The following is a 26,307-nucleotide window of genomic DNA, read 5'->3' as shown; positions in this document are numbered from 1 at the left end:
AAATGGACTTTACATTCACAGATGATCAGTTGGCCTTCCAGGAAGCGATAAGCCGTTTTCTGATGACGGAAACCGCCCCTGAAGTGTTAAGAGAGATTTGGGAGACCGATTCAGGCCGCTCACCGATATTGATGACCAACATTGCCGAGCAAGGGGTACTTGCGGTCTCGGTTCCTGAAGAGGCCGGAGGCATTGGTATGGGCGATGTTGCTTGGTCTTTATTGACTCAAGAGCTCGGCTATTACTGCATTCCGGATGTGATTGCTGACACCGGCTATACCGCAGTTGGTTTACTGAGTGCGTTACCGACCTCAGGCCAACGTGATGAGTGGCTTGAGCAGATTGCATCTGGAGCGTTACGCGTTGCGGTTTCGCATCCGGTTAACGCATTAGTTGCTGACGCGCACCTGGCTGATTTGTTACTGATGTTTGATGGTGATGATCTTCATGCCGTTAAGCGTGATCAGGTCGATATCGAAGCCTGCAACAGTATCGACTCCTCTCGACGTTTAGCCAAAGTGGCATGGCACCCAAGTGCTGAAACCAAATTGGTTGGCGATGAGCAAGGTAAGGCGATAAAAAACCAGCTATTTAACCGTGGTACATTAGCGACCGCTGGGCAACTGCTGGGACTTGCGCAACGTATGCTCGATCTTTCGGTTGATTATGTAGCGCAACGAAAACAGTTTGGTCGTGCGATTGGCAGTTTCCAAGCGCTGAAGCACCACTTGGCGGATGTGGCGAAAGAGATTGAATTTGCACGTCCGGTCTTGTACCGCGCAGCATACTCGTTGGAATCTGGTCACTCTGATGTTGAGTTCCACGTTTCTCAAGCAAAACTGTTTGCTTCCAAAGCGGCGCATTTAGCGGCAAAGCACGGCATTCAGGTTCACGGTGCGATGGGTTACACCTGGGAAGTGGATTTACAGATGTTCATGAAGCGTACATGGGCGCTGGAATCTTACTGGGGTTCAAAAGCGTTCCATCAGCAGCGAGTTACCGACTTCGTACATACTTCTCTGGCCAACGCATTAGAGACTGCAGGCCCTGCATCTACATTCGGGAGAGACTAATGGCACAAGCATACATAGTAGACGCAATAAGAACGCCAACGGGACGACGCAAAGGGAGCTTAGCTCACGTACACGCGATGGACCTAGGCGCTCATGTGCTAAAAGCACTGGTCGAACGCAACAACATTCCTGCCCAAGAATACGATGATGTGATTTTTGGTTGTGTGGACACCATTGGTTCGCAAGCGGGCAATATTGCTCGAACTAGTTGGTTGGCGGCGGGCTTACCACTGAATGTACCGGGTACCACGGTGGATCGCCAATGTGGCTCTTCTCAGCAGGCTATCCATTTTGCCGCGCAAGCGGTGATGAGTGGCACACAAGATGTGATCGCCGTGGGTGGCGTACAAACCATGACCCAAATACCTATCTCTTCTGCCATGCTGGCTGGACAACCGCTTGGTTTTACCACGCCATTTGCTGAGAGTGAGGGATGGAAAGCCCGCTTTGGCGATGCCCCCGTGGATCAATTCTATGCCGCTCAGCGCATCGCTGACCATTGGGGAATTACTCGCGCAGAGATGGAAGCGTTTGCTCTGGAAAGTCACCGCCGTGCGATAGTCGCTCGAGAAGAGGGCTACTTCGATCGAGAAATCGTACCATTCGCTGGGCTAAGTCGCGATGAAACGCCAAGAGAAACATCGATTGAGAAAATGGCTGAGTTGGAGCCTGTTGGTGAAGATTACCCCTCGATCACCGCCGCTGTATCAAGCCAAACCTGTGACGCATCAGCTGCTCTGTTGATCGTTTCAGAAGCAGCGTTGAATCGCTACAACCTGACGCCACGTGCTCGAATTCATCATTTAAGTGTGTTGGGTGATGACCCAATTTGGCACTTAACGGCACCCATCCCTGCCACCAAAGTGGCGTTAGAAAAAGCCGGTTTGGAAATGAGTGACATCGACATCGCCGAAGTGAATGAAGCGTTTGCATCGGTCGCGATGGCTTGGATGAAAGAAACGGGCTGTGACTACGATCGAATGAATGTTAATGGCGGCGCGATTGCACTGGGACACCCTCTTGGCGCAACTGGCGCTAGGCTAATGACAGGAATGTTGCATGAGCTTGAGCGTCGTGGTGGACGCTATGGTCTGCAAGCGATGTGTGAAGGTGGCGGCGTCGCCAATGTCACCATCATCGAACGACTTTAAACAGAATACAGACGGGATACCCAGTTAAGGAGAGACAATGGAATGGTGTAATGGACGCACGGTAATCATCACAGGCGCAGGCGGTGGTCTTGGTAAAGCGTACGCGTTGGCATTTGCAAAAGAAGGTGCCAATGTGGTGGTCAATGATATCCGCCATGAAGCGGCAGCAGCGGTTGTGGATGAGATTGTCACTGCGGGCGGTAAAGCGATTGCAAACAGTAATGACATTACTTCGCTTGAAAGCGCACAGCTCATTGTCGATGCGGCACTTGAGGCATTCGGTGAAGTACACGTGTTGGTCAATAATGCGGGTATTCTGGCCGACAGAATGTTCGTGAGTCTGACGGAAACCGACTGGGATAAAGTGATGCAGGTTCACCTTAAAGGTCACTTCTGTCTTGCGAATATCTTGGCGCGTCGCTGGCGTGATCTCGCCAAGGCAGGCACGCCAGTTGACGCTCGTATTATCAATACGACCTCAGGCGCGGGCTTACAGGGTTCGATCGGTCAATCAAATTACTCGGCAGCTAAGGGTGGCGTTGCGAGCTTAACCCTTGTTCAAGCCGCTGAATTACGACGTTACGGTATTACAAGTAATGCACTAGCACCTGCAGCACGTACTCATATGACGGAAAGCGCGATGCCTGACGTGGTGAAAAAGCCAGAAGACGACAGCTTTGATCTATGGGCACCAGAAAACGTTGCACCACTTGTGGTATGGCTTGGTAGTACGGAGTCATCGCATGTCACTGGTCAAATCTTCGAGAGTCAGGGTGGCCGTATCTCGCTAGGTGACGGTTGGCGCACTGGCGTAACAGCAGATAAAGGCGCGAAGTGGGAAATGGACCAAGTTGGCCCAGCCATCACTTCATTACTTAATGATGCCAAGCCTGCACAAAAGGTGTGGGGGAGTTAATATGGAAAATATAGACCGCCGTCGTCGACAGTTACTGAAAGGTGGTTTGGGGACAGGGGCACTAGTCGCCTCTGGCCTTAGCTTTACTGCAAACGCCTCGTCGATCTCTGGATCAACGCTACCTCTGCCTGAGTATGAAGGGTGGGATGTAACAGACATGGCCTCGCTGCTCAGAAAAGGTGAAGTGACCCCTTTAGAGCTATTTGATGCGGCAACGGCAAGGTTTGAAAAACGCAAACAGTTCAATTTGTTATCGGTGAACCACTTCGAACGGGCACGTGAGAGTGCCAGTGAACTGAGTGCTAAATCGAGCAAAGAGCGTGACGCTCTTTATCAGCAATCACCATTACTTGGTGTGCCTTTCGCGCTTAAAGATCTGCATATTCAGCTGAAAGATACAGTAACTACGAATGGCAGCGTGTTTTATAAAAACGCACGTGCGACTCAAAACTCGACGTTGACCGAGCGTTATCAAGCGGCCGGGCTCAACATATTGGCTAAGCTGACCAGCCCTGAATTTGGTCAAACCGCGACGACGGAATCCCAGTTACATGGCGATACGTTAAACCCTTGGGATACTCGTTACTCCTCCGGTGGTTCGAGCGGTGGCTCCGCGGTTGCTGTGGCTGCGCGCATTTTGCCTGCGGCGCACGCCAGTGACGGTGGTGGTTCCATTCGTATTCCCGCTTCCCATTGTGGTGTGTTCGGTTTAAAGCCAAGTCGTGGTTTGGTGCCGATGGGCCCGAAACATATGGAAGGCTGGATGGGATTATCGGTGCATAACGTGATCACGCGTACGGTGAGAGATACGGCGAAATTGCTGGCTTTGACCAGTGGTCAAGAAGCAGGGTCACGCATACCTCATCAGCAACACGATTATCTTGAAGCCGTAAAACGTCCGCCTAAGCGTTTGAAAATCGCCATTATGGATTCACATCCATTCGGATTGCCCATCAGTCAAGATTGCTTGGATGGCGTGAATAAAACAGCCGCTTTATTGACCTCTTTGGGTCACCATGTCGAGCGAGCGGCGCCTATACTGCCAATCGAATCGATGTTCAGTGGGATGGGCGTGGCAACATCGAGTGGTGTTTTACACGCCGTTCGAGACAGAGAAGCTTCCCTCGGCCGCGCGGCGACTGAGGAAGAGTTTTCTCCTATTGTCTGGCAGCATATTCAACGTGCAAAAACGTTCACAGCTCAACAAGTGTATGACGCACGTAGCGCCTTTGACCAAGGCGGTAAGGCATTTGATCAGTTTTTCAATCAATATGATGTGATCTTATCGCCGGTCACCGCAGGGCCTCCGCCTAAAATTGGTGAGTTAAGTCTCTATCAGCCTTATGACGCATTTGTCCGTGAGGTGATCAAAGCATCCCCAATTACCGCGCTGTTTAATATGACGGGCTTACCGGCCATGTCGGTCCCGCTACACTGGAATGCGGATAATCTACCGATTGGTATGCACTTCGCGGCTGGATTCGGTCAAGAGGCGTTACTGCTCTCTTTAGCCGCGCAGCTCGAAACCGCACTGTCTTGGCATGATCGTATGCCGAGCACCATCTAAACCTTTTACGTAAATTCGGCTTGCGACGCGATTACTTTGACGATTGCTTTTTAGTCACTGCGTTGCAGCCTTCTCTCTGTTTGTCCGCTCTCATCCTCTATTTCTACTCTCTTCCCGCGATTCATCATGTGCGCTTGTCACAAGTCGTGTCGTTTTATCGCTTTACCGTCATGAATCCTGGTGTCGAATAGGGAGTTAGTCCGTATTGACGATGAGAGCCTACAGGAAGTGTGGAAATCTTTTAGCGTCTAATCAAAGAGAGTAACGCCGAAACCGTCGAGATTTGGCGGGGGTGTTTAGGAGAATAAACATGGCAATCTATGAAGAAATTACCGCACACGCCGTCAACGAAGACTACCTCACGCCAGAGGCGCTTGATCTTATTGAAAAAGCAACGGCTTTAATCCCAAAACTGAAAGCACGCGCCCAACAGGCCGATCTTGATGGTAAGGTGCCTAGCGAGTCGGTTGCTGACATCGAAGCGGCGGGTCTTTTCCGCGTATTGCAACCAAAACGATGGGGCGGTTACGAACTTGACCCACGTGTTTTCTACCGTATTCAAATGACGCTGGCCAAAGGCTGTATGTCTACCGCTTGGATTTACGGCGTGATTGGCGTTCACAATTGGCAACTGCCGTTGTTCCCAGAACAGGCTCAACAAGATGTGTGGCAGAACGATAGCAGCACTCGAATTGCATCAACCTATATGCCGGTTGGTAAAGCAGAAAAAGTCGAAGGTGGTTACCAGTTCTCGGGTCGTTGGGGCTATTCAAGTGGCTGTGAGCATTGTGAGTGGATCTTCCTTGGTGCACTGCTACCAAAAAATGATGACAGTGGTGACCTAGAACACACGACTTTCCTTCTGCCTAAGTCTGACTTCCGCATAGAGAAAAACTGGGATGTTCATGGCCTAAGAGCAACAGGCAGTCACGATATTGTCGTTGAAGGTGTGTTTGTGCCAGAGCATCGCACTCAACGTACAAACAATCACAGTGACGAGGGCTGTCCAGGTCGAGCGACTAACCCGAGTTGGCTGTATAAGATTCCATTTACTCAAGTGTTCCAACGTGCAGTTTCTTCGGCGTGTATTGGTGCGCTAGATGGTGCTATCAACGAGTTTAGAGAGCGAGCAAGCGCGCATATCGGTAAGCACGGCAGCAAAACTGCCGAAGACCCGAATGCTCAATTTGCAGTATGCGATGCGATGATGGTCAGTGATCAGCTAAAGTTGGTGCTATTTAGAAACTACAGTCGCATTGTAGAGAGCATTCGCGATGGACGCACTCTAGACGTAAATGAACGTTTACTGCAGCGTGCTCAGTCATCAGCGGTGCCTAAGCTTTGTGCAGAGCAAGTGGATGCCTTATTACGTGCTTGCGCTGCGTCTGGTTTGTATCGTGCTAATCCTATTGAACGAATTTTCCGCGATATTCATCAAGCTCGTGGTCACATTGCCAACAACACAGATGCTTATATGCGTGCACATGGCGCTGTCATGCTTGGTATGCCAAACATGGACCCATTTGTATAATTAATCTCAGTTATCGGAGGATAATCTATGTCGGCAGCTCATTATCACGCGCTTGTGGTTAAGAAGGTCGTTCAAGAGACCCAAGAGGCGATTTCGTTGCAGTTTGAAGTGCCGGAGTCCGTTCGCACATTATACCAATATAAGCCAGGTCAATTCCTTACTCTGCGTGTGCCGTGGGAAGGAGGCGATCAGGTCCGCTGTTACTCAATGTCCAGTTCACCTGAACTCGATACGGAGTTGCAAGTTTCGGTTAAACGTGTGGCAGGAGGTCGAGTCTCTAACTACCTGTGTGACAACGTAAAGCCAGGTGATGTGCTCGACGTAATGCCGCCTGCTGGCGTATTTGTGCCGAAAAGCTTTGATGATGAGTTGTTACTGTTTGCCGGGGGAAGTGGTATTACCCCGGTCTATTCGATATTGAGAAGCGCATTGGTTAAAGGCAATGCACGCATTCGCCTTATTTACGCCAACCGAGATGAGCAGTCGGTGATTTTTAAAGACACGCTCAAAAGTTTGCAGGCGGATTACCCACAGCGCTTAGAAGTGATTCACTTGCTGGAGAGCCTGAGTGGTATTCCGAGTGAGTCCTTTTTGACATCGCTCGCGAGTTCAATGTCATCTTCAGCTCAGGTTTTCATTTGTGGGCCGGCACCTTTCATGGACGCGGTAGAAAACGCGCTATCGACCGTTGACATACCAAAGTCGGCGATTCACCTAGAGCGCTTTGTTGCGCCATCCGCTGACAGTAAGCCAGTGCTTGAGATGTCATCGGATGATGGGCTTAGCTCAATCTGTGACACAACGGTGGAAATTGGACGCGAAACGCATCAATTCCCATGGCAGCCAGACGAGACGCTATTGAACGCTGCCGAGCGAGCTGGGGTCGAGTTGCCTTACTCTTGTTGCAGCGGGCTTTGTGCCTCGTGCATGTGTGAAGTGGTAGAAGGCGATGTCAGCATGCTGGTTAATGAGGTGTTAGATGAGCGTGATATCAAGCAAAAGCTGATTTTGAGTTGCCAAGCGATCCCACACTCTAAAGTAGCTAAGATTCGCTTTACTTAAAGAGACTTCGTGTAAACAGTAACAAACGGGAAGTGAGCGCTTCCCGTTTTTGTTACCTAAGGATAGTGTTACGTCGTTGGATATCGAAATATTAGCACGACCAACCAAGAAAGCATAAGTTAATGATATCTATTGGCTCACAGGCTTCCTTATCCCGTATTCAGGTGAATTATTTCTGCTCGCTTTGAGTATCTGAGGGAACCCTGCTCGAATATAAGTAATGATTTTCCACATATCATTCTGCGTTAACTGGCCTTTATACGCAGGCATACCTGTGCCCAACAATTTCCCCGTCAGAGATTGACCAAAGTAAATACCCATCCACCGCCATAGGCATTTGGATCATATACGCTAAAAGTGCGGGCGAGGGATTTAATGAGTTGGCGATTTTTCCATCTCCCACCTCCTGTGTGCCATGACAGCGTACACACTTCTGTTGATACAGTTTGCCACCTTCACGAATCGCGTCTGGCTTTTGTGCAAATGGCTTTTTACATTGAGATATTCTTGTGGAATGTTTGAGTGCGTAAATGTCCAATGCCTTGTCATTCGTTGTCGCTGTCCAGGATTCATCATGCCTGGGCCCCACATATCTCGCTGAGCCCATTCGGGATCCCATCTATCATCGCAACAAGCGGGTTGTAACTGAGCGCTGGCGAGATCGCTATAGCTTGTCAATAAAACCAACGCTGCAAAGGGGCTGAACGTTGTGGTCATGCAAAATCTAGGGCGTGTCATTGTCATCTTGTTCTCCTTATTTTTGGACATTGCTCACTGGGAGCGACATTCGCAGCCTTTTTGATCAACTTGATGAGCCCTTAATCTCATCAATGACGAAACCGATGGCACGAAACCATGTTTTCGTACGCAAGTAATGTATTGGTACCAATAACAGTTGATGGCTGATAGGTGTTGGCATTTTAGATGGCCGCTTTTTCTTGTCTTGGTTTTTTGTGTTTCACTGTTTCCCAACAGTTATCGCTAGTCTCAATGGACGATGTTTAACGCGTTACTTTTTCTTAACCTTGGTGAAACTTACGGAAAACCCGGTTAATCGATGATTGCTAAACGTAAGATTCTAAAAGCAATGATCGGTGCCATGTACAAATGAGGGAGTAATACATGAAGATTCTGGTTCCCATCAAACGAGTGGTCGATCACAACGTTAAGGTGCGAGTGAAGTCAGACGGCTCAGGTGTTGATCTTGATAACGTAAAGATGTCCATGAATCCGTTTGACGAGATTGCGGTAGAAGAAGCGGTTCGTCTAAAAGAGGCGGGTGTCGCGTCTGAAGTTGTCGTCGTCAGTATCGGCAGTCAAGGTTGCCAAGATATCATTCGAACCGCATTGGCGGTTGGGGCTGACAGAGGCATTCATGTTCTTGCCGAAGATGGCATCGAGCCTCTGGCGGTTGCGAAAACCCTAAAAGCGGTGACAGAGCAAGAGCTGCCACAACTATTGTTGCTTGGTAAGCAGGCGATTGATGACGACAGCAACCAAACTGGTCAAATGCTTGCGGCGCTACTTAAGTGGCCACAAGGGACGTTTGCCTCTGAGATTATCGTGGATGGTGATTCACTGACCGTGACACGTGAAGTTGACGCAGGCTTGGAAGTATTGAACATGCCTTTACCAGCAGTTGTGACGTGTGACCTACGACTCAATGAACCTCGCTATGCTTCACTTCCGAATATCATGAAGGCAAAGCGTAAACCCTTAGATTCCATCGATATAGCAAGCTTAGGCATTGATACCACACCTCGATTTAAGGCCGTGTCTTATGCCGTTCCTGAGCAGCGCAAAGGTGGCGTGATGGTTTCAAGTGTTGAAGAGCTAATCGAAAAGCTTAAGAACGAAGCAAAGGTTCTTTAAGGGGAAATTATGAAAATTCTAGTTGTCGCAGAACATCTTAATAATCAACTTGTCAGTGCTACGTGTAATGCCGTTGGCGCCGCTCAAAAGCTAGCAAGCTTGAGTACCGACGCAAAGATTGATCTTCTTGTTGCGGGCGAGCAGTGTGCTGAAGTCGCGCAAGCGTGTCAGAAAATCTCTGGTGTTGACCGCGTATTACATGCCGATGCCGCTCATTATGCTGGCTTGGTTGCTGAAAACGTGGCAGAGCTTGTGGTTGAGTTGGCTCGAACAGAGCAGTACGACGCTATTATTAGCGCCAGCTCAACGTTTGGAAAAAATGTATCCCCTCGTGTAAGTGCACTTCTTGATACAGCTCAAGTTTCGGATGTCATTAGTATAGAAAATATTGGCATCTACCAACGCCACATATACACTAGTAACATACTGTTAACACTTGAGTCGAAAGAAAAAATTCAGATCTTAACTGTCAGAACGACTGCATTTGAAAAGGCAGCCATGGAAGGTCAAGCTGAATTAGTTAACATTGAAGCTGCTGCAGACACGGGTCTATCGCAGTTTGTTAAAATTGAATTGGTTGAATCAGATCGTCCAGATCTCAATACTGCGTCAGTCGTGGTGTCCGGGGGGAGAGGGTTAGGTAGTGATCAAAACTACCGCGATCTTCTAGAACCACTGGCTGACAAACTGGGTGCGGCGCTAGGCGCTTCACGAGCTGCAGTAGACGCAGGTTATGTGCCGAATGATTATCAAGTAGGGCAAACCGGTAAAATTGTGGCGCCTGAGCTATATATAGCTGTAGGGATTTCTGGCGCGATTCAACATCTTGCAGGGATGAGCGATTCTAAAGTAATAGTAGCCATTAATAAGGATCCTGATGCGCCTATTTTTCAGTTTGCTGATTATGGCCTGGAAGGTGACTTGTTCACTGTGGTTCCTGAACTTACGGAATCTATTGCTCAGTCATAGTGCGATCCGCAGTAAGTGATTACTGCGGGTTCCTACCCTTAAATAAGTAGTATAACGGAGGGTAATTTGGCGGACATGTCTTTTGATCTTAAACAGTACAGTGGACTGATTGAAGGTATTTATGAATTTTCTCAAAGTAAATCCAATTGGTATAAGCCATTACAAGCTTTGCGCGATTGCTTTGAGGCAAATTATGTTACTTTGATTCTTAAACCAACGTTCGAAAATGAGGAAGAAGATCTAGGCTTAATGATCGCGATTGGAAACGGTATTAGCGCAGAAAAAAAGGTGCAGTATCTTCCTTATCGTTATCACATCACACCATTTAATAATCAACAAGTAGATACGGTATTTACGGTTGATGATCTAATGGATGAAGAAGCGTGGATCCAAAGTACTTATCGTAAATATTGGTGTGCAAATATTGATGTCTATCATGTGATGTCGGTTGATATTGCAACGAGTGATGGCGGAACGGTGAAACTGCGTATCACGAGACCTGAAGCTGCCCAAAACTTTTCCTCCGAAGACAAAGCGCTTTGTCAAATGCTTGTCTCCCACCTTAAACGTGCCCTTGATATTCATCACCAGCTAGACAGAAGCCACTCACTCGGCTCAATGTACAATGAAGCGATTAGCCGTCTATCGATCGCCACGGTGCAAATCGATGAATCGGGCCGTGTTCTTGAGCAGAATGTCTTTGCCAATGAATTGTTGATGCAAGAAGATGGACTGAAAGTTCAGGGCGGAAAATTGACGGCCCATTATCCGAATGATAATCGAGAGCTCAAGCAGCTGATCCATAATTCATTTAAGATGGTTAGGGAGTCGGATCGACCGATACTGCCTGAAGCTATGTCTGTGGCTCGCCCATCGGGTGAGGTTAACCTTGGGGTTGTTGTCGAAGTGATCCCATCGCCTGCATGGCAAAATGGTACTGGGCATGGAAAAGCGGTGGTTTATATCCGTGATTCTGTAGCTAAGTCTCAGGCAAGCAGTCATGTTGCTAAGAAAATTTTTGGTTTAACGTCTGCTGAAACGGCGCTGACACTCGAATTGGCCAACGGACTGTCTTTAGAAGAAGCGGCAGAAAGGCTCAATATTCGCCGCAATACTGCTCGTGCACACCTGCGTTCAATCTTTTCCAAGACCGGCGTTCGACGCCAAACGGAGCTTGTCCGTATTCTGCTTAACAGTGTTGCGCCACTTGCATGCACGGATGCAGAAGCTCATATGTGATCCCTATTGATGCAGTGGCAGCATGTTCTTACATCGCTTCAAGCTAATTAAATGAGCCTAATAATTGCCATGACGTTCCCAAGATATGTTTTTGGGAAATCATGGCTTGGGGTTTGCTTTATTCCCCTTTAAAGCTAGGGTAGCGTTTTTCAATAAAGGCTTTCATGCCTTCTTCTTGATCGTACGAAGCAAACAACAACGCATTCGCCTTTCGCTCAATGGCCATCGCGGCATCCAGCGATGCATCCATCCCTGCATTGATCACTTCTTTTATCTGCTCGGCGGCTAATGGTGGCATTCTTGCGACCCTTTTCGCCATTGAATTGGCATGTTCAAGGACGTTGTTGTCTGCACAGACTTCACTGATTAAACCAGCCACCCACGCTTCATGGGCGTTGATCGGTTTACCAGTCAGCGCCATCTGCATTGCTTTGGCTTTACCAATCGCACGGACTAAGCGCTGTGTGCCGCCTATGCCAGGCATGATACCGATGTTGATCTCAGGCTGGCAAAATGAGGCGCTTTCCCCCGCGATGATGATGTCGGCGTGCATCATCAACTCACAACCACCGCCATAAGCATAGCCGCATACTGCAGCGATGATAGGCTTGGGACAGTTGGCTATCGGTGCCCACAAACGTTCGGTGTGACGCTTATAAATATCGATAGGACTGCAATCGACCATGCTGTGGATATCGCCTCCGGCTGCAAACACCTTTTCACCACCAGTGAGTACAATACAGCGCACGCTTGAGTCTTCAGACAACTGCACAAAGTAATCAGCGAGTTGTTTCTGCAGCTCTAAGCTCAGTGCGTTTGTCGCCTGTGGGCGATTGAGCGTTAGCTGCGCTACCCCTTCGCTAGGATAAGTCAATAAAACCGGTTTTTCGTCCATCGGAAACTCCTTTCTCTTTCAAGGCGATTCTCTATAGCTCACGTTTTTTTTTCATCGTCCATTTAGACGACGAATTGGTCGGCATAAGCATTGAAAATAACATCAGGACACTTCCATTGTGATGGAATGATGGTAAATGGAGACGTTATGCAATTTGAAAATATAGGTAAAACGGTGTTGATCACCGGAGGTACGAAGGGTATTGGTTTCGGTATTGCGGAGTCATTTCTACAAAGTGGTGCGACAGTCATTGTGTGTGGCCGCACAGAGCCAGAAACATTGCCAAGTAGTGGCGCAATGAAAGCCCGCTTCTTACCTGTTGACGTACGCGATTTAGACTCTGTCGATACCTTGTTTTCGATTATTCAGGCTGAATATGGCCAACTCGATGTGCTAATCAATAACGCCGGAGGCAGCCCGTTTGCACTGGCTGACAAGGCATCGCCACGCTTCCACGAAAGTATTATTCGACTCAATTTAATCGCACCCCTCAATGTAGCTCAACGAGCAAACACCCTGATGCAGAGTCAATCTCGTCCTGGGGTGATCATTTTCATCAGCAGTGTGAGTGCGTTGAGACCATCTCCAGGCACAGCTGCCTATGGTGCAGCAAAAGCGGGCGTATTGTCTTTAGTTCAATCGCTGGCTGTGGAGTGGGCACCTAAAGTGCGCGTTGTTGCCGTGACCCCAGGCTTGGTCGAGACTGAGCAATCTACCCTTCATTATGGTGATGATGCCGGTATTAAAGCAGTGAGTGGGACTATTCCTTTAGGGCGCATGGCCCAACCAAGTGACATTGGTGGTGCGTGCTTATTTTTGGCATCTGAACATTGCCTATACGGGAGTGGCTGTAATTTAGTGCTCCATGGTGGTGGTGAAAAACCCGCTTTCTTATCTGCGGCAGAAGCGTAAACACATCAACAACTAAGTAATCAGTTGTTTTGAATAGTAGGAGAAAGACATTGGCTGATAATAACTGGTTAACCCCATTACGCGAAATGGTCGGCAAAGAGTTCGGCCGTATTTACGCGTGGGATGAAGTGAACCCAGCAATGGTAAGGCAATGGTGTGAAGTGATGGGGGTGAATAATCCGTTGTACACGGATCCTGAGTACGCACTTCGCACCGAATTTGAGGGAATAGTTGCGCCACCGGCGATGCTACAGAGTTGGTGTGAATCGGGGCTGTATCAAAATAATTACCCACCAGGTTCTACCGACGAAAATCCATATGGTGTATTGAGTTTGCTTGAAGAAAACGGCTACCCATCGGTCGTGGCGGTTAACTCGGAGCTAAGCTTTGATCGCTATTTAAAAATGGGCGAAAAGCTGTACTACACGACTCGTTTCGAAGCGCTCAGTGACGAGAAACAAACCGCGCTAGGTACGGGCTATTTTGTCACATTGAAGATGGCCTATTTCTCAGAACGACCAAACGGCGATGAGAAAGTGGGCGAGTTGCTTTTCCGAGTGTTCAAATTTAAGCCTGCTCATCCCGTGGAAGCAAAACAAGAGAGTGATTCAGCGATTCCTGTGATCAAGCGCTCTAAGCCTGGTATCAGTGATGACAACCGCTTTTTCTGGGAAGGCTGTGATGCTCATGAATTGCGTATTCAGCATTGCAAAAGTTGCAATAAATTGCAGCACCCACCGGCTCCGGTTTGTATTCACTGTCAATCTTTTGAGCTCGACTATCAAGTGGCAAGCGGCCAAGGTGAGCTTTATTCCTACGTGGTGATGCACTACCCAGAAATTCCACCTTTCGATTACCCAAACCCAATCGGTCTTATTGAACTTGAAGAAGGGGTTCGTATTACTGCGGGTCTCGTTGGTATGGATCCGAAGAAGATGGCTATTGGAACTCCAGTAGAAGTGTGCTTTGAAACCTTTGATGGTGAGTTGACATTACCGATGTTTAAAATTAGGGAGGCGCAATGAACTTTACCCTTACAGATGACCAGCGCGCCATCGAAGAGTTAGCCGTCTCCGTTTTTAGTGATTATTGTACCGATGAGCAGTTATGCACGTTTGCCGATTCAGGTAAAAATCGCATGGAAACGTTATGGAATACGTGCATCGAGACCGGTTTACACTCGCTGTTGATCCCAGAAACCGTGGGCGGAAGTGGACTAAACATGACCGAAATGATGGTGGTGCTTGAAGCTCAAGGGCAATCGCTCGCAATGGTACCGTTATATCGCCATCAACTTGCTGCGGCGGTGATCAGTCAGTTTGGCAATGAATCCTTACTGCCAATTGCAATCACTGCTGCAGAAGGGGCAAATGTGTTAACCATCGCCAACTTCGATGACGCTTCACTATCGGCACAATTTGAAGGTAGTGAATTAATCCTTTCTGGACGCGTTAATGCCGTACCTGAAGCGAGTGATAGCCAATATACGTTGGTTGCCGCTGAGCTTGAAGGTCGAAAACGCTTGGTATTGATCGACTTGAGCTTAAGCGACATCCAGCGCATTGATGGCACGCTAACTCAAGGAGAATCGGTTTCCGATCTTGTCTTTGAAGGCGTACGTCTAAACCAACACTATTTGCTGTCTGACGATGCAGAATCTTGGCTTCATCCTCGTTTGATTGCGGCTCAGTCTGCCATGTTGGTTGGTCTGTGTAAGCAGCAAATCAAACGCACGGTTGAGTACGTTAGTGAGCGCCGCCAATTTGAACGACAAATTGGTGCATTCCAAGCGGTGCAGATGGTATTAGCCGACTGCCAAATTTCACTAGAGGCCGTGCGATCTACGCTTTGGCAATTGGTTTATCGATTAGATCAAGGTTTGCCGTGTGAGCCGGAGGCCTTATCAACGGCGTGGCAAGCGTGTGAAGCGGGGCATTTCATTTGTCATAAAACTCAACATGTGCATGGCGGCTTTGGCGTTGACATTAGCTCTCCAACGTATTTGTACTTGTATTGGAGCCGTGCGATTTGCCTTGCTCTTGGAGGCAGCAGTGACAACCTTGAACGCTTAGGCGATTGGCTAGCAGATAACAACACACTCGGGTGGAAATATGATCTCGAAGAAAAATAATAGAATCAGTGAAATCAATGTTGGTGATAACTTACCAGAGCTATCGATCCCAATTACTGTTGCTTTGATTACGGGCGGTGCACTTGCCACACGCGATTACTTTCCGGGTCACCATGACAAAGATGCAGCACAGGCATCGGGTACCCCGCATATCTTTATGAATATCTTAACCACCAATGCATTGGTTCAGCGTTACGTTGAAGAGTGGGCGGGTAATGGGGCCCGTTTGAAAGATCTTAAGATCAAGCTAGGCATGCCTAACTACCCAGGCGACACCATGCTATTCAAAGGTGAAGTGACGCACATCGACTCAGAAGCAAATAACGTCGTCGTGAGCATCGCGGGCAAAAATAGCATGGGTACACACGTGAGTGGCACTGTTTCAATGTCATTGCCGGCATAAGGGAGAAAAAGAATGGATTCGTCAATCAGCGGCAAAGCCGCAATCGTGGGGTTAGGGGCAACGGAGTTTTCCAAAAACTCAGGTCGCACAGAACTGCGTCTGGCCATGGAGGCGACGTTAGCTGCCTTGGAAGATGCGGGCATTTCTCCTTCCGAAGTCGATGGCTTTTGCAGCTACTCGGTCGATAAAGTGCCGGAATACGAATTAGCACGCTTGCTAGGGTGTGAGAAAGTGACCTTTTTCTCTCAAATCCCTCATGGTGGCGGCGCTGCTTGTGCACCGGTTATGCATGCCGCAATGGCCGTTGCCTCGGGCCTTGCCAATACGGTCGTGGTTTACCGCGCGATGAATGAACGTTCGTGGTACCGTTTTGGTAGTGGCGACTATGGTTTCGGATCAACGCCAATCTTCGAGAACGTTAACTACGGCTGGTACCTTCCGCATGGTTTCCATACGCCAGCAGCATGGGTTGGTATGTTTGCACAGCGCTATATGCATGAATACGGTGCAACGTCTGAGGATTTCGGTCGCGTCGCGGTGGCGGCACGCGATTTCGCATCGACTAACCCAAATGCGTTTTTCTATGAAAAACCGCTCACGTTAGAAGAGCACCAAGCATCGCGCTGGATCTGCGAACCCCTGCATTTGTTTGATTGCTGTCAAGAGTCTGATGGCGCGGTCGCGATGGTTATCACACGTACTGAAGTAGCAAAAACACTGCAAGTTAAGCCAGTCATCATCAAAGCGGGCGCTCAAGGCATTGCCGATGGTCAGCAATGCATGACTTCATATTACCGTGAAGATATCACGGGTTTGCCTGAAATGGGCGTGGTCGCAAAAGAGCTTTATAACCAGTCAGGCTTGACACCGGAAGATTTCCAAACGGCGATCATTTATGACCATTTCACTCCTTTTGTTCTGCCTCAATTAGAAGAGTTTGGGTTTGTGCCTAAGGGTCAAGCGAAAGAGTTCATTCGTGCGGGTCATCATGCTCGTGGTGGCAAGCTCCCAATCAACCCACATGGTGGCCAGATTGGCGAAGCATATATCCATGGCATGAACGGCGTTGCGGAAGCAGTAAGGCAAGTTCGTGGCACAGCAGTCAACCAGGTTGATGATGTACACAATGTGCTCGTGACGGCAGGTACGGGTGTTCCAACCAGTGGTCTGATTTTAGGTAGTGAGTAGGAGGCAGTATGTTTGTCGATTTAACACCAGAACAACAAGAGCTACGCCGTACTATTCGGGACTATTTCTCTGCACTGATGACGCCGGAGCTCAAAGCACGATTACGCGGTAAAGAGAGCGGCACGGAATACCGTGATGTGATTCGTCAGATGGGCAAAGATGGCTGGTTAGCCGTCGGTTGGCCGAAAGAATATGGCGGTCAAGGTTACAGCGCAACGGAGCAGTTGCTCTTTTTTGAAGAAGCCAATATCGCAGGCGCTCCGCTTCCTTTTGTTACTATCAGCACCGTTGGTCCCGCGTTGATGACCTTTGGGACGCAAGAGCAAAAAGAGAGGTTTTTACCCGGTATTGCACGCGGTGATATCCATTTTGCGATTGGCTACTCTGAGCCGAATGCGGGTTCAGATTTGGCAAGCTTACAGACGGTTGCGCGTCAAAAAGACGATCACTTCGTGGTTAACGGCACCAAGTTATGGACATCAGGCGCAAATGAAGCGGATTATATTTGGTTAGCGGCTCGCACTGATCCTGATTTACCAAGACATAAAGGTATCTCAATCATGATTGTTGATACCAAGAGTGAAGGCTTTTCTCACACGCTAATTCCTACGACATCTAACACCACTACTTCGACATATTATGACAATGTGGAAGTACCAAAATCGATGTTGGTTGGTGAGTTAAACGGTGGCTGGAAGCTAATGACGGCTCAGTTAAACCATGAAAGACTGGGTCTTGGCTCATGGTCCGACAAAGTCGTTGGTCTATTCCGCCGCGTATTTTTGTGGGCAAAAACACCGGACGAGCAAGGCAACAAAGCGATGGATAAAGCATGGGTGCGTACAGCATTGGCTGAGTGCTATGCCCGTCTTGAAGCGATGCGTTTGATCAATTTCCGTATTGCGGCTGAGCTTGAAGCAGGGGCGTTAGATGCGGCCTTAGCGTCAACGACCAAAGTATACGGCTCAGAGTCTGTCATCGAGATACTGCGCAAGCTACAAGAGATAACTGGTGCGAATGGCATGGTTCGTCAGGGATCGGCGGCATCATTACTTGAGGGTGAGTTAGAGTATGAAGTTCGCGCTTCTGTTACGGTAACGTTCGGTGGTGGTACCAACGAAATTCAGCGCGAATTGATCGCACAGCTAGGCTTAGGATTGCCTCGAGCCCGATAATTCAAGGAGAACATCGATGAGCGATAAAGATTTATTTCGACAGGAAGTTCGGGCATGGCTAGAAGAAAACTGTCCGGTTTCGTTAAGAACGCCCACTCCTGATGACGAACTGGTTTGGGGCGGAAGCCAGATTGAATTCAAGACGGAAGATCAGCGTTTGTGGTTTGAGCGCATGCGCGACAAGGGATGGTTTTGTCCGGGATGGCCTAAAGAATATGGCGGTGGCGGTTTAGATGCGACCCAAGAAAATATTCTAGAACAAGAAATTCGCCGCTTAGGCTGCCGACCTGCGCAGATTAACCTCGGTATTTGGATGCTCGGTCCCGTGGTTTTAAAATACGGTACAGAAGCGCAAAAGCAACGTATTCTGACCCCAATGACTCGTGGAGAAGTGCGTTGGTGCCAAGGCTTCAGTGAACCTAATGCAGGCTCCGATCTAGCGAATATTCGCACGACGGCAAAAGAAGATGGTGATGATTACATCGTCAATGGGGCAAAAATCTGGACCTCTTACGGCAATAAAAGTGACTGGATGTATGCTTTGGTACGAACGGACAACTCCGGTAGTAAACACCATGGTATCTCGTTATTACTGATGGATATGCACGCTCCAGGCGTAACGGTTTCGCCGATTGATTTGATCAGTGGCAAATCGTCATTTTGCGAAGTGCATTTCGACGAGGTGCGCGTACCGAAGAACAACCTCATTGGTGAACCAAATCTGGGTTGGTCACTGGCTAAGCAACTGCTTCAACATGAACGTGCGGCGATGTCGAAGTTCGGTGAGTTTAGCTTGCCGACGCACTATGACCTATTAGCACTGAGTAAAGCGTATTTGTCTTCTTCGCCGGTTGCTAATAATGCAAGCCTGAAAGCACGCATCACCGCAGCCGACATGGAAGAACAAGCCTATGCGCTTACGGTTCAGCGCATGACAGAAGAAGCGCGTTCGGGCTTAGACGTGAGTGGCACAATGTCGATCATGAAGCTCGTGCACACTGAGCAAGAAAAAATCAAGTTTGAACTGTTACTTGACGTCATGGGCTATCGTGGGCTGGGTTGGCAGGATGATGCGTTCTCAGAGCAGGAACTGGGTGTCACTCGAGCTTGGTTAAACAGCTTTACTCAAACCATCGCAGGCGGCTCTTCCGAAATTCAATTGAACGTGATTGCCAAACGCGTATTGAATTTGCCGGATGCGAGCAAAGTAGAAAAGACACAATAAGGGGTACATCAATGAGTCTAATTTATTCACAAGATGAGCTGATGTTACTGGAAAGTGCCGAAGGACTTTTAGGTGAGATCAGCCCGGTATCTGCTCAGCGCACACTGCGTGACAACAATACAGACCAAGCGTTCGATAGCGAGCTTTGGAAGAGTATGGCCGAAATGGGATGGACTGCCATACCATTCGCTGAAGAGTTTGGCGGTCTCGCTTTCGGTTATAAAGGAATGGGCGCGGTATTTACTCAAATTGGTCACAATCTATCGGCATCGCCTTTACTCTCATCAGTGGTATTGTGCGGTTCATTAATCGAAATGCTAAGTAATGAATCGCAGAAAGATCAGTGGCTTACGGGGATTATTAGCGGTGAACTTCGCGTGGCATTGGCTCATGAAGAGAGCCACATTTATGATCCGAATACGGTGACTACCACACTGACAGCGAATGATAATGGCTATGTGCTTTCTGGCCAGAAAGTACTTGTTACCGATGGACTAGGAGCAGATGCCTACCTCGTGGTGGCGAAGCTGAACAGCCAACTTCGTTTAGTGTTTGTTCCCGCTAGCAGCGTTGGTGTGACGCAGAAATCGATGAAGCTGGTCGATGCTCGTAATATGGCGATGGTCAGTTTCGAGCAGGTAGTGGTAACGGAAGAGGCCATGCTTGGTAGCGCGCAGGAAGTTCGAGAAGCGTTAGCGTTCTCGCAGGATGTCGCGGCTTCATGTTTGGCTGCAGAGTTGTTTGGTGCGAGTGAGGCGCTGTTTACGATGACATTAGAGTATCTGAAAACGCGTAAGCAATTTGATCAACCGATTGGCAGTTTCCAAGCGCTTCAGCACCGCGCTGCTGCGTGTTATGTCGAACTTGAACTGGCCAAAAGCACCTTGATGAACGCGTTTTCTGTCATTGATAGTTCAGTTGACGAACAGCAACGTGCGAAAGCGGTGAGTTTAGCGAAATGGAAAATGAACCAGATGGCGGATCTTATAAGCAAAGAGGCGGTTCAAATGCACGGTGGAATGGGCGTGACAGACGAGTTGGATGTGGGATTGTATCTAAAGCGAATTCGTGTGGCCCAAATGCATCTCGGAGATTCAGACTACCATCAGAGCCGTTATCAAGCCTTGTTGGAAGAGTAATTGATTATAAGCATATAACGGTCTAAATTTTTTGCTTTCTAAACCGAATCCTCGTGACGCATCCGCTTACGAGGATTTTTATTTAATAACTACACTGTCAATATTTTTTACACTTCAGGGCTGACTTACTAAGAGCGCTTCGCTAATTTGTTGTCTTACTAGCACTTTTAATTTTGGCGTGAACTTTGCTCCTTTATCCTTGCAATACATCTTTACGAGGTTAAAGCTATGAGTGTTAAAGCTATGAGTGTTAAATCAGCAATCTTCCTTTATCTTGGTATCGCTTTCATTACTCAAGCGCAAGCTGAGATTGTTTATAGTAATTGGGCGACGAATGAAGGTGAATCTGGAAGTTATGTGTTTGCCGTCGAACATGACCAGACTAACAATTTATTTAACTATTCGTTTACCGTAGACCCTTGGGATGCTGAAGCGCTGGGTTTATTTATTGATTTTGGCGATCATACGATGCCCGGGACGACGGCTGCGGACATTGGTTTGACAAATATTGACCCTGCAGATGAGGTAGCGCTTTGGGCGACAGATACCACCTCAAATAATTGTGGTAACGGATGTAATTTAGAAGGATTTAGTCCTAATTTGGAAACGCCAGATGATGAGTGGGAGCTCGTATTTAGACTTGGCGCGCAAGGATTTGATCAAATCCAAACTTTTACGTGGACGACATTGGATTTTGGACTAGAGCTGTCTGATTTTGGCTTAGCCGGCGTTCGTTCACAGCAACTCTGTACCGGTGACGCGACGCTGCCGGATGGCATCGAAGAGTGTACAGGGAGTGATAAGTCATACGGTAGTCCACGACGCGGGACGCCAAGAAGCATTCCTGAACCAGGTTCAACCCTTTTGTTGGCGGCGGGACTTTTAGGCCTAGGCATGATTCGTCGTAGGAAAGTGAGCTGAATATTCGATTTTGTTCTGAACAGGTAAAATATCCGAGCCACATAGCGTATTACGCAGTGGCTCTAATTATTTAACGAACCTAATGATCAACGTGGCTAGAGTCAGGCTTACGTGCTGGCTATGCCTAAGGGCTCCTGATTTATGTTCCCATCTAATTTAACGATAGACGATGGTTGACACCTTATTTGATAATCAGAATGTTGCTTGGTTATTTGGATATAACGCAATGAAAGATAATATAATTGTCATTATTTGTGGTGAAGTAACGAGCGATTTTTGAATGAATAATCACAAAAAATAAGCATGCTAAGTTGCATTTTGATGAAAATATCCTGTGCTTAATCGGTCGAAGCTTCGCGGTTTTTGCAAGGATGAGAGTGTCGCATTTATTTGCTTTTGAGAATGCCATTAGCGCTGATGCGAGAAATTGGTCGGGCGATTGCCTAGTTACAAGAAAAGCAATGCCCGACGACGGCAGTAATCTGTTAGTTAATTATTGCTTGTTCTAAGGATGGAACGTTGGGGGTGGCGAGTGAACGTGTTTATTTTGGGGGCTGGTGCTCCAAAGAGTGGCAACAAACCTTCAGCACTAAAAAACATCTCAATGAATACGAGAGTAATGGACTGGCAGATACACAGCTTTTCAAGTTTAGTTCGACTTGATGATGTGTATTTTCTTGGAGGTTATCAAATAGAGGAAGTGATCGGTCTTTACCCCAAATTGAACTTTATTGCCACGCCAGAGTGGAAAAGTTCCACGCCACTGGATACTTTCTTCCATGCCCCAATCTCAAACAAACCTTGCATCGTAACGTACGGGGACACTGTCTTTCGAAATGATGTTATTAATGAATTTATCTCACTAGAGGCGGATATCACCGTTGCGGTGGATAGTCATTGGTTAGAAAGGTACTACGCCAGGAAAAAAGAAGACATCGATAAAGCGGAAGTTTTGATTGTTGATAGTGAACTGTTTGAATTTACCGGTTTAGTGTATTTCGGAGAGCGGGCCGTCAACGTAATCGTAGACTCAAATCATGACATTAAACGAGAAATGGCAGGAAAAAAACTGCTCGATCTTATCGCTTTCATGAGCCTGCAAGGACTGACCGTCCATTATAAAGATGTTAAGGGGGAGTGGGCAGAGTTTAATTCTCCAAACGATATAGCAAATTTTATTTTGGGTACCAAAGCAGACACGCTTTCACGCCTAGAACATATCGTAAAAACCAGCTATATCGGCGAACAGTATAGTTTTACCGCAGCAGAATGGCGCATCGATTCAACCACAGTACTGGCAGCTATAAGAAATAAGTTTGAAAACAAGCAACTGGTGGTGAGAAGCAGCTCAAAGGCCGAAGACAACTGGAACAGCTCTAACGCGGGTGGATTTGATAGTATTCTTGGCGTTGATGGAAATGATCTGGCACAACTCAACTCGGCGATACAAACGGTGCTCGATTCTTATGGGCCGTCACTTGCGAGTGAAGAACAGATCCTTATTCAGGCGTTTTTGCAAGATGTCATCATGTCCGGTGTTGTCTTTACCTGTAGCCTAGAAACCGGCGCACCTTATTATCGGTTTAATTTTGATGATACAACGCAATCTACAGAGTCAGTGACATCCGGTTGTGGTGGTGAATTAAGAACCGTCCTAGTTAGTAAATTTCATCCAGAGACGCTCGACACGGTGGCTCCAGAACTCAAGTCTGTGTTGACTTCGGTTCAAGAGCTAGAAACACTGCTCGGTTTTGACAAGTTAGATATTGAGTTTGCGGTCGACTCTTCCGGAACAGTGCATATATTTCAGGTGCGGCCAGTTTTAGTCAGCAATGATGATGAGATCGAAAATAACAGGATCATTACCTCTCTAAAATCCAATGTTACCCGTTATAACGAGTATCAAATTAAGCCTCCCTTTGTGTTCGGCGACACCACAATCTTCGCCAATATGCCAGATTGGAACCCTGCCGAAATCATTAGTACCCGGCCTAAACCGTTATCTCTAAGCCTGTATCAGCAACTTATTACCAATGATGTTTGGGCCAAACAGAGAGCTGAGTATGGTTACAAGGACGTGAGGCCACACCCGTTAATTGTCAGTTTTTCTGGGCATCCTTACGTTGATGTGAGAGCGAGTTTTAGCTCTTTTATACCTGAATCGGTACCTGAAGACTCTGCGGGGAGGATCGTCAATGCTTACATCGCGATACTGAACAATAACCCAAGTCTGCACGATAAAATTGAATTCGATGTCGCTTTTACGATTTGGACGCCCGAGTTTAAGCAAGACGCATCTGCACGTTTACTCCCTTATGGCGTCCGAGAGTCAGACTTGTCCATTTTAGAACAAGGACTAAAAGAAATAACGCAAAATGCGCTGACTCGGTTAGATGACGACGTGAGTCCCGTCGTGCTCCTAACATCGCGACGTCAGAATATTAATGACGCCTGTATGATGGATTTAGATAGAGCATTTGCCTTGCTCGATGATTGCAGGCGTTATGGTACCTTGGCATTTTCTCATGCCGCGAGAGCGGGTTTCGTCGCTCGTACGTTGTTAAATAGTTTGGTACAAAGTGGTGGTTTGTCGGAAGAGCGCTGCATGGGTTTTTTGAGTAGTTTTGACACTGTTGCGGGGCAGTTTGAAAAAGATAAAGCGCGTTTTTCCTCTGGTGAAATCACCTTGGGGGAGTTAATAGACCAGTATGGTCATTTGAGGCCAGGGACTTACGAAGTGACCACGCCTGCCTATTGGGAGCTTCCTGAGCATTACTTGATACCGAAGGAGATGCAATCTAAAGAGCAAATAAGCTGCGACATACAGTTTACCGACGGTGAGCTGCTGGCCATGAGTGGTCTGTTGGAACAGTTAGAATCAGTTCTTAGTACGTCTGCATTCATCGAGTACTTGGTGAAAGCAACTCAACAGCGTGAAAGTGTTAAATTCGAAATGACAAAGAGTTTAAGCAAAGCATTAGACAGTCTGGTGAAATGGGGTCATAGCATTGGGTTAAGCAGAGATGACCTCTCCTATATGACATATAGTGACATTGAAAGTTTAACACTCAACCGAATGACGACGGAGGGCTTACTTGAGAGCATACAGAAAAGAAAGGCGGACTATCAGATAACAAGGATTGTCGAGCTCCCTTCATTTATTAATGATCAATCTCAATTTTATTGTTTTGAGAGACACTCTTCATTACCAAACTATATTGGTTTAAAAAGTGTTACGGCAGAGGTTGCCTCTATCTCTAATGAGAACATCAATCTTAGAGGGAAAATCGTCATGATTCCTCAGGCTGATCCTGGTTACGATTGGCTTTTTGGTCACGAAATAGCAGGGCTGATCACTCAGTTTGGCGGCGCAAACTCGCATATGGCGATTCGAGCCGCAGAGATAGGTTTACCGGCAGCCATAGGCGTAGGGGAAAAACTTTACGAGGCATTATTAGCTTCTCATAAGCTCGAGTTGGATTGCCTGGGACAAACCTTGAGAGTCGTTAAATGAAGCTCGTGGGAATAAGTCACCGCGTTGACTTTGTCGAAAGCCATGACGAACAACGCGATGCAATCGATCAGCGTTGGTATGAATTAATGATTTCGATGGAATGGTTGCCTGTTCCTTTACCGAATATTCCGGCAAGCCTAGTGGAGGTGCTGATGACATCGCTAGGTCTGTCAGGGATTATCCTCTCCGGAGGAAATAGCATCACTGACCTTGACCCCTTGGCGAGCGATACGGCGCCTGAAAGGGATGAATTTGAGCATGCACTTATCCAATATGCATTAGAAAATGATTTGCCTTTGATTGGGGTATGTCGAGGGATGCAAGTGATAAATCATTATTTCGGTGGCGGTTTGCAACCAATTGAAGGCCACATTGGTACCTGGCATGAGTTGGTTACTTTAAATGCGGATTTTGAATTGCCAACATTGGTGAACAGTTTTCATGGTTGGGGGATCCCTTCAGAAAAATTAGCTAGGCATCTGAAACCTATCGCATCAGACCATATGGGAAATATTGAAGCTTTTACTCATCCTTCAAAACAAGTGTTCGGGATGATGTGGCACCCTGAAAGAGTCGATGGTTTCAACCAACTAGACATAAACTTACTGAAAAGACAAATCTTATGACTAAAGCATTAATTTTGGCGGCAGGAGAAGGGACGCGACTGCGCCCTTTGACCAATAATAAGCCTAAGTGTCTGGTTCCCTTGGTAGGTCGAACGTTGTTGGATAGGCAAATTGATAGCTTGAAAAGTCAAGGCGTTAAGGATATCCACATCGCAACTGGCTATTGCGCTGAGCAGCTTGAAGTACTCGGTTATGATACCAGTTACAATGAGCACTTCCAGCGAACTAATATGGTAGAAAGTTTATTTTCGGCAATTGAGTTCATCGAAGCGTGTGAAGAGGACTTGATTATTAGCTACGGTGATATTGTCTATAACCCATCGAATTTAGAGGCACTGCTAGCATCGGAGGCTGAAATCGCGCTCATGGTCGACAAAAATTGGCATGATTTATGGTCAATTAGGATGGATGACCCCCTCAACGATGCAGAGACTTTGGTGCTCGATAAGGAAGGATGCGTCTTAGAGTTAGGTCAGAAGCCGGAAAGTTATGATCAGATCCAAGGGCAATATACTGGGCTTATCAAGATTCGAAAAGATAAGATTGGCGACTTTGTAAATGACTATTTGAAACTTGATCGTCAGGCATTATATGACGGTAAGGATTTCTACAATATGTATATGACTAGCTTTCTTCAGATACTCATCAATAAAGGCTGGAAGATAAAAGCTGTAGAGGTGGATTCAGGATGGTTAGAGATTGACTCAACCGACGATTTGAATGCTTATGAGGCGCTATACAAACGCAACCAGCTTGACCCTTTTTATAAGGCGTAATCATGATAAGGGACGTTTTAGG

Annotated in this window: 23 protein-coding genes; 21 read left to right on the top strand and 2 right to left on the bottom strand. The window is 47.4% G+C overall.

What is annotated here, in order from left to right:
- Positions 1-2 precede the first annotated feature (2 nt).
- The 6 genes from AK965_RS09735 to AK965_RS09710 all read left to right on the top strand — a co-directional run bounded on the left by AK965_RS09735 (position 3) and on the right by AK965_RS09710 (position 7,300).
- Positions 3-1,073, top strand: coding sequence for an acyl-CoA dehydrogenase family protein (locus AK965_RS09735; RefSeq protein WP_099079414.1), 1,071 nt, complete (start codon positions 3-5; stop codon positions 1,071-1,073).
- Positions 1,073-2,224 carry an acetyl-CoA C-acetyltransferase gene (locus tag AK965_RS09730; protein WP_099079413.1) on the top strand — a complete coding sequence of 384 codons (1,152 nt, stop codon included), beginning with the start codon at positions 1,073-1,075 and terminating at the stop codon, positions 2,222-2,224. The genes AK965_RS09735 and AK965_RS09730 overlap by 1 nt, the downstream gene beginning before the upstream one ends.
- A 37-nt stretch (positions 2,225-2,261) precedes the next feature.
- A complete protein-coding gene (locus tag AK965_RS09725) occupies positions 2,262-3,140 on the top strand; it encodes an SDR family oxidoreductase (RefSeq protein ID WP_099079412.1) in 879 nt (292 codons plus the stop codon).
- Position 3,141: 1 nt separating this feature from the next.
- Entirely contained in the window at positions 3,142-4,707 is a 1,566-nt protein-coding gene (locus AK965_RS09720; RefSeq protein WP_099079411.1) for an amidase, read from the top strand.
- Between the two features lie 310 nt (positions 4,708-5,017).
- The gene (locus tag AK965_RS09715; protein ID WP_099079410.1) at positions 5,018-6,238 is read left to right on the top strand and encodes an acyl-CoA dehydrogenase family protein; all 1,221 of its coding nucleotides are present in this window, start codon (positions 5,018-5,020) and stop codon (positions 6,236-6,238) included.
- A gap of 27 nt (positions 6,239-6,265) precedes the next feature.
- Entirely contained in the window at positions 6,266-7,300 is a 1,035-nt protein-coding gene (locus AK965_RS09710) for a ferredoxin--NADP reductase (RefSeq protein ID WP_099079409.1), read from the top strand.
- Positions 7,301-7,556: 256 nt separating this feature from the next.
- Here the strand turns inward: AK965_RS09710 and AK965_RS20930 are convergent, their stop codons facing one another.
- Positions 7,557-7,907 carry a cytochrome c gene (locus tag AK965_RS20930; protein WP_172438118.1) on the bottom strand — a complete coding sequence of 117 codons (351 nt, stop codon included), beginning with the start codon at positions 7,905-7,907 and terminating at the stop codon, positions 7,557-7,559.
- A 515-nt stretch (positions 7,908-8,422) separates the two neighbouring features.
- Here AK965_RS20930 and AK965_RS09695 point away from each other — a divergent pair.
- The 3 genes from AK965_RS09695 to AK965_RS09685 all read left to right on the top strand — a co-directional run bounded on the left by AK965_RS09695 (position 8,423) and on the right by AK965_RS09685 (position 11,380).
- On the top strand, positions 8,423-9,172 hold the full coding sequence (locus AK965_RS09695) for an electron transfer flavoprotein subunit beta/FixA family protein (protein WP_099079406.1): 750 nt from the start codon (positions 8,423-8,425) through the stop codon (positions 9,170-9,172).
- A gap of 9 nt (positions 9,173-9,181) precedes the next feature.
- Positions 9,182-10,141, top strand: a complete 960-nt coding sequence (locus tag AK965_RS09690) for an electron transfer flavoprotein subunit alpha/FixB family protein (protein WP_099079405.1) — start codon at positions 9,182-9,184, stop codon at positions 10,139-10,141.
- A gap of 75 nt (positions 10,142-10,216) precedes the next feature.
- On the top strand, positions 10,217-11,380 hold the full coding sequence (locus AK965_RS09685; protein WP_099079404.1) for a helix-turn-helix transcriptional regulator: 1,164 nt from the start codon (positions 10,217-10,219) through the stop codon (positions 11,378-11,380).
- Positions 11,381-11,498: 118 nt separating this feature from the next.
- Here AK965_RS09685 and AK965_RS09680 read toward each other — a convergent pair whose 3' ends face one another.
- The gene (locus tag AK965_RS09680) at positions 11,499-12,275 is read right to left on the bottom strand and encodes an enoyl-CoA hydratase (protein ID WP_099079403.1); all 777 of its coding nucleotides are present in this window, start codon (positions 12,273-12,275) and stop codon (positions 11,499-11,501) included.
- A 147-nt stretch (positions 12,276-12,422) separates the two neighbouring features.
- Between AK965_RS09680 and AK965_RS09675 the strand changes: the two genes are divergently transcribed.
- From AK965_RS09675 to AK965_RS09620, 12 genes are all read left to right on the top strand, one after another.
- On the top strand, positions 12,423-13,187 hold the full coding sequence (locus tag AK965_RS09675) for an SDR family oxidoreductase (RefSeq protein ID WP_099079402.1): 765 nt from the start codon (positions 12,423-12,425) through the stop codon (positions 13,185-13,187).
- A gap of 50 nt (positions 13,188-13,237) precedes the next feature.
- The gene (locus AK965_RS09670; RefSeq protein ID WP_182852700.1) at positions 13,238-14,212 is read left to right on the top strand and encodes an OB-fold domain-containing protein; all 975 of its coding nucleotides are present in this window, start codon (positions 13,238-13,240) and stop codon (positions 14,210-14,212) included.
- Complete coding sequence (locus tag AK965_RS09665) at positions 14,209-15,318, top strand: acyl-CoA dehydrogenase family protein (protein WP_099079401.1); 1,110 nt, start codon at positions 14,209-14,211, stop codon at positions 15,316-15,318. Before AK965_RS09670 ends, AK965_RS09665 begins: the two co-directional genes overlap by 4 nt.
- Positions 15,299-15,721: a MaoC family dehydratase gene (locus AK965_RS09660; protein WP_099079400.1), complete on the top strand. Its 423-nt coding sequence runs from the start codon at positions 15,299-15,301 to the stop codon at positions 15,719-15,721. Before AK965_RS09665 ends, AK965_RS09660 begins: the two co-directional genes overlap by 20 nt.
- Positions 15,722-15,733: 12 nt before the next feature.
- Positions 15,734-16,909, top strand: coding sequence for a lipid-transfer protein (locus AK965_RS09655; RefSeq protein WP_099079399.1), 1,176 nt, complete (start codon positions 15,734-15,736; stop codon positions 16,907-16,909).
- Between the two features lie 8 nt (positions 16,910-16,917).
- Positions 16,918-18,084, top strand: coding sequence for an acyl-CoA dehydrogenase family protein (locus tag AK965_RS09650; RefSeq protein ID WP_099079398.1), 1,167 nt, complete (start codon positions 16,918-16,920; stop codon positions 18,082-18,084).
- A 16-nt stretch (positions 18,085-18,100) separates the two neighbouring features.
- On the top strand, positions 18,101-19,309 hold the full coding sequence (locus AK965_RS09645; RefSeq protein WP_099079397.1) for an acyl-CoA dehydrogenase family protein: 1,209 nt from the start codon (positions 18,101-18,103) through the stop codon (positions 19,307-19,309).
- Positions 19,310-19,320: 11 nt separating this feature from the next.
- Entirely contained in the window at positions 19,321-20,448 is a 1,128-nt protein-coding gene (locus AK965_RS09640) for an acyl-CoA dehydrogenase family protein (protein WP_099079396.1), read from the top strand.
- Between the two features lie 228 nt (positions 20,449-20,676).
- The gene (locus AK965_RS09635; RefSeq protein ID WP_099079395.1) at positions 20,677-21,369 is read left to right on the top strand and encodes a PEP-CTERM sorting domain-containing protein; all 693 of its coding nucleotides are present in this window, start codon (positions 20,677-20,679) and stop codon (positions 21,367-21,369) included.
- A 532-nt stretch (positions 21,370-21,901) separates the two neighbouring features.
- Positions 21,902-24,883 carry a PEP-utilizing enzyme gene (locus AK965_RS09630; RefSeq protein WP_172438117.1) on the top strand — a complete coding sequence of 994 codons (2,982 nt, stop codon included), beginning with the start codon at positions 21,902-21,904 and terminating at the stop codon, positions 24,881-24,883.
- Positions 24,880-25,509: a gamma-glutamyl-gamma-aminobutyrate hydrolase family protein gene (locus AK965_RS09625; RefSeq protein WP_099079393.1), complete on the top strand. Its 630-nt coding sequence runs from the start codon at positions 24,880-24,882 to the stop codon at positions 25,507-25,509. Before AK965_RS09630 ends, AK965_RS09625 begins: the two co-directional genes overlap by 4 nt.
- Positions 25,506-26,285 carry an NTP transferase domain-containing protein gene (locus AK965_RS09620; protein ID WP_099079392.1) on the top strand — a complete coding sequence of 260 codons (780 nt, stop codon included), beginning with the start codon at positions 25,506-25,508 and terminating at the stop codon, positions 26,283-26,285. Before AK965_RS09625 ends, AK965_RS09620 begins: the two co-directional genes overlap by 4 nt.
- Positions 26,286-26,307 lie beyond the last annotated feature (22 nt).

The sequence above is a fragment of the Vibrio sp. PID17_43 genome (assembly GCF_002608565.1).
GTDB lineage: Bacteria > Pseudomonadota > Gammaproteobacteria > Enterobacterales > Vibrionaceae > Vibrio.
This window is presented reverse-complemented; position numbering and strand designations above follow the sequence as displayed.

What these genes read in the sequence shown, in the direction of transcription:
- AK965_RS09645 (WP_099079397.1), top strand. Translation starts at nt 18,101, where the DNA reads ATGAGCGATAAAGATTTATTTCGACAGGAAGTTCGGGCATGGCTAGAA.
- AK965_RS09640 (WP_099079396.1), top strand. Translation starts at nt 19,321, where the DNA reads ATGAGTCTAATTTATTCACAAGATGAGCTGATGTTACTGGAAAGTGCC.
- AK965_RS09665 (WP_099079401.1), top strand. Translation starts at nt 14,209, where the DNA reads ATGAACTTTACCCTTACAGATGACCAGCGCGCCATCGAAGAGTTAGCC.
- AK965_RS09715 (WP_099079410.1), top strand. Translation starts at nt 5,018, where the DNA reads ATGGCAATCTATGAAGAAATTACCGCACACGCCGTCAACGAAGACTAC.
- AK965_RS09720 (WP_099079411.1), top strand. Translation starts at nt 3,142, where the DNA reads ATGGAAAATATAGACCGCCGTCGTCGACAGTTACTGAAAGGTGGTTTG.
- AK965_RS20930 (WP_172438118.1), bottom strand. Translation starts at nt 7,907, where the DNA reads ATGGGCTCAGCGAGATATGTGGGGCCCAGGCATGATGAATCCTGGACA.
- AK965_RS09695 (WP_099079406.1), top strand. Translation starts at nt 8,423, where the DNA reads ATGAAGATTCTGGTTCCCATCAAACGAGTGGTCGATCACAACGTTAAG.
- AK965_RS09650 (WP_099079398.1), top strand. Translation starts at nt 16,918, where the DNA reads ATGTTTGTCGATTTAACACCAGAACAACAAGAGCTACGCCGTACTATT.
- AK965_RS09690 (WP_099079405.1), top strand. Translation starts at nt 9,182, where the DNA reads ATGAAAATTCTAGTTGTCGCAGAACATCTTAATAATCAACTTGTCAGT.
- AK965_RS09730 (WP_099079413.1), top strand. Translation starts at nt 1,073, where the DNA reads ATGGCACAAGCATACATAGTAGACGCAATAAGAACGCCAACGGGACGA.
- AK965_RS09625 (WP_099079393.1), top strand. Translation starts at nt 24,880, where the DNA reads ATGAAGCTCGTGGGAATAAGTCACCGCGTTGACTTTGTCGAAAGCCAT.
- AK965_RS09680 (WP_099079403.1), bottom strand. Translation starts at nt 12,275, where the DNA reads ATGGACGAAAAACCGGTTTTATTGACTTATCCTAGCGAAGGGGTAGCG.
- AK965_RS09725 (WP_099079412.1), top strand. Translation starts at nt 2,262, where the DNA reads ATGGAATGGTGTAATGGACGCACGGTAATCATCACAGGCGCAGGCGGT.
- AK965_RS09660 (WP_099079400.1), top strand. Translation starts at nt 15,299, where the DNA reads ATGATCTCGAAGAAAAATAATAGAATCAGTGAAATCAATGTTGGTGAT.
- AK965_RS09685 (WP_099079404.1), top strand. Translation starts at nt 10,217, where the DNA reads ATGTCTTTTGATCTTAAACAGTACAGTGGACTGATTGAAGGTATTTAT.
- AK965_RS09655 (WP_099079399.1), top strand. Translation starts at nt 15,734, where the DNA reads ATGGATTCGTCAATCAGCGGCAAAGCCGCAATCGTGGGGTTAGGGGCA.
- AK965_RS09620 (WP_099079392.1), top strand. Translation starts at nt 25,506, where the DNA reads ATGACTAAAGCATTAATTTTGGCGGCAGGAGAAGGGACGCGACTGCGC.
- AK965_RS09675 (WP_099079402.1), top strand. Translation starts at nt 12,423, where the DNA reads ATGCAATTTGAAAATATAGGTAAAACGGTGTTGATCACCGGAGGTACG.
- AK965_RS09635 (WP_099079395.1), top strand. Translation starts at nt 20,677, where the DNA reads ATGAGTGTTAAAGCTATGAGTGTTAAATCAGCAATCTTCCTTTATCTT.
- AK965_RS09735 (WP_099079414.1), top strand. Translation starts at nt 3, where the DNA reads ATGGACTTTACATTCACAGATGATCAGTTGGCCTTCCAGGAAGCGATA.
- AK965_RS09710 (WP_099079409.1), top strand. Translation starts at nt 6,266, where the DNA reads ATGTCGGCAGCTCATTATCACGCGCTTGTGGTTAAGAAGGTCGTTCAA.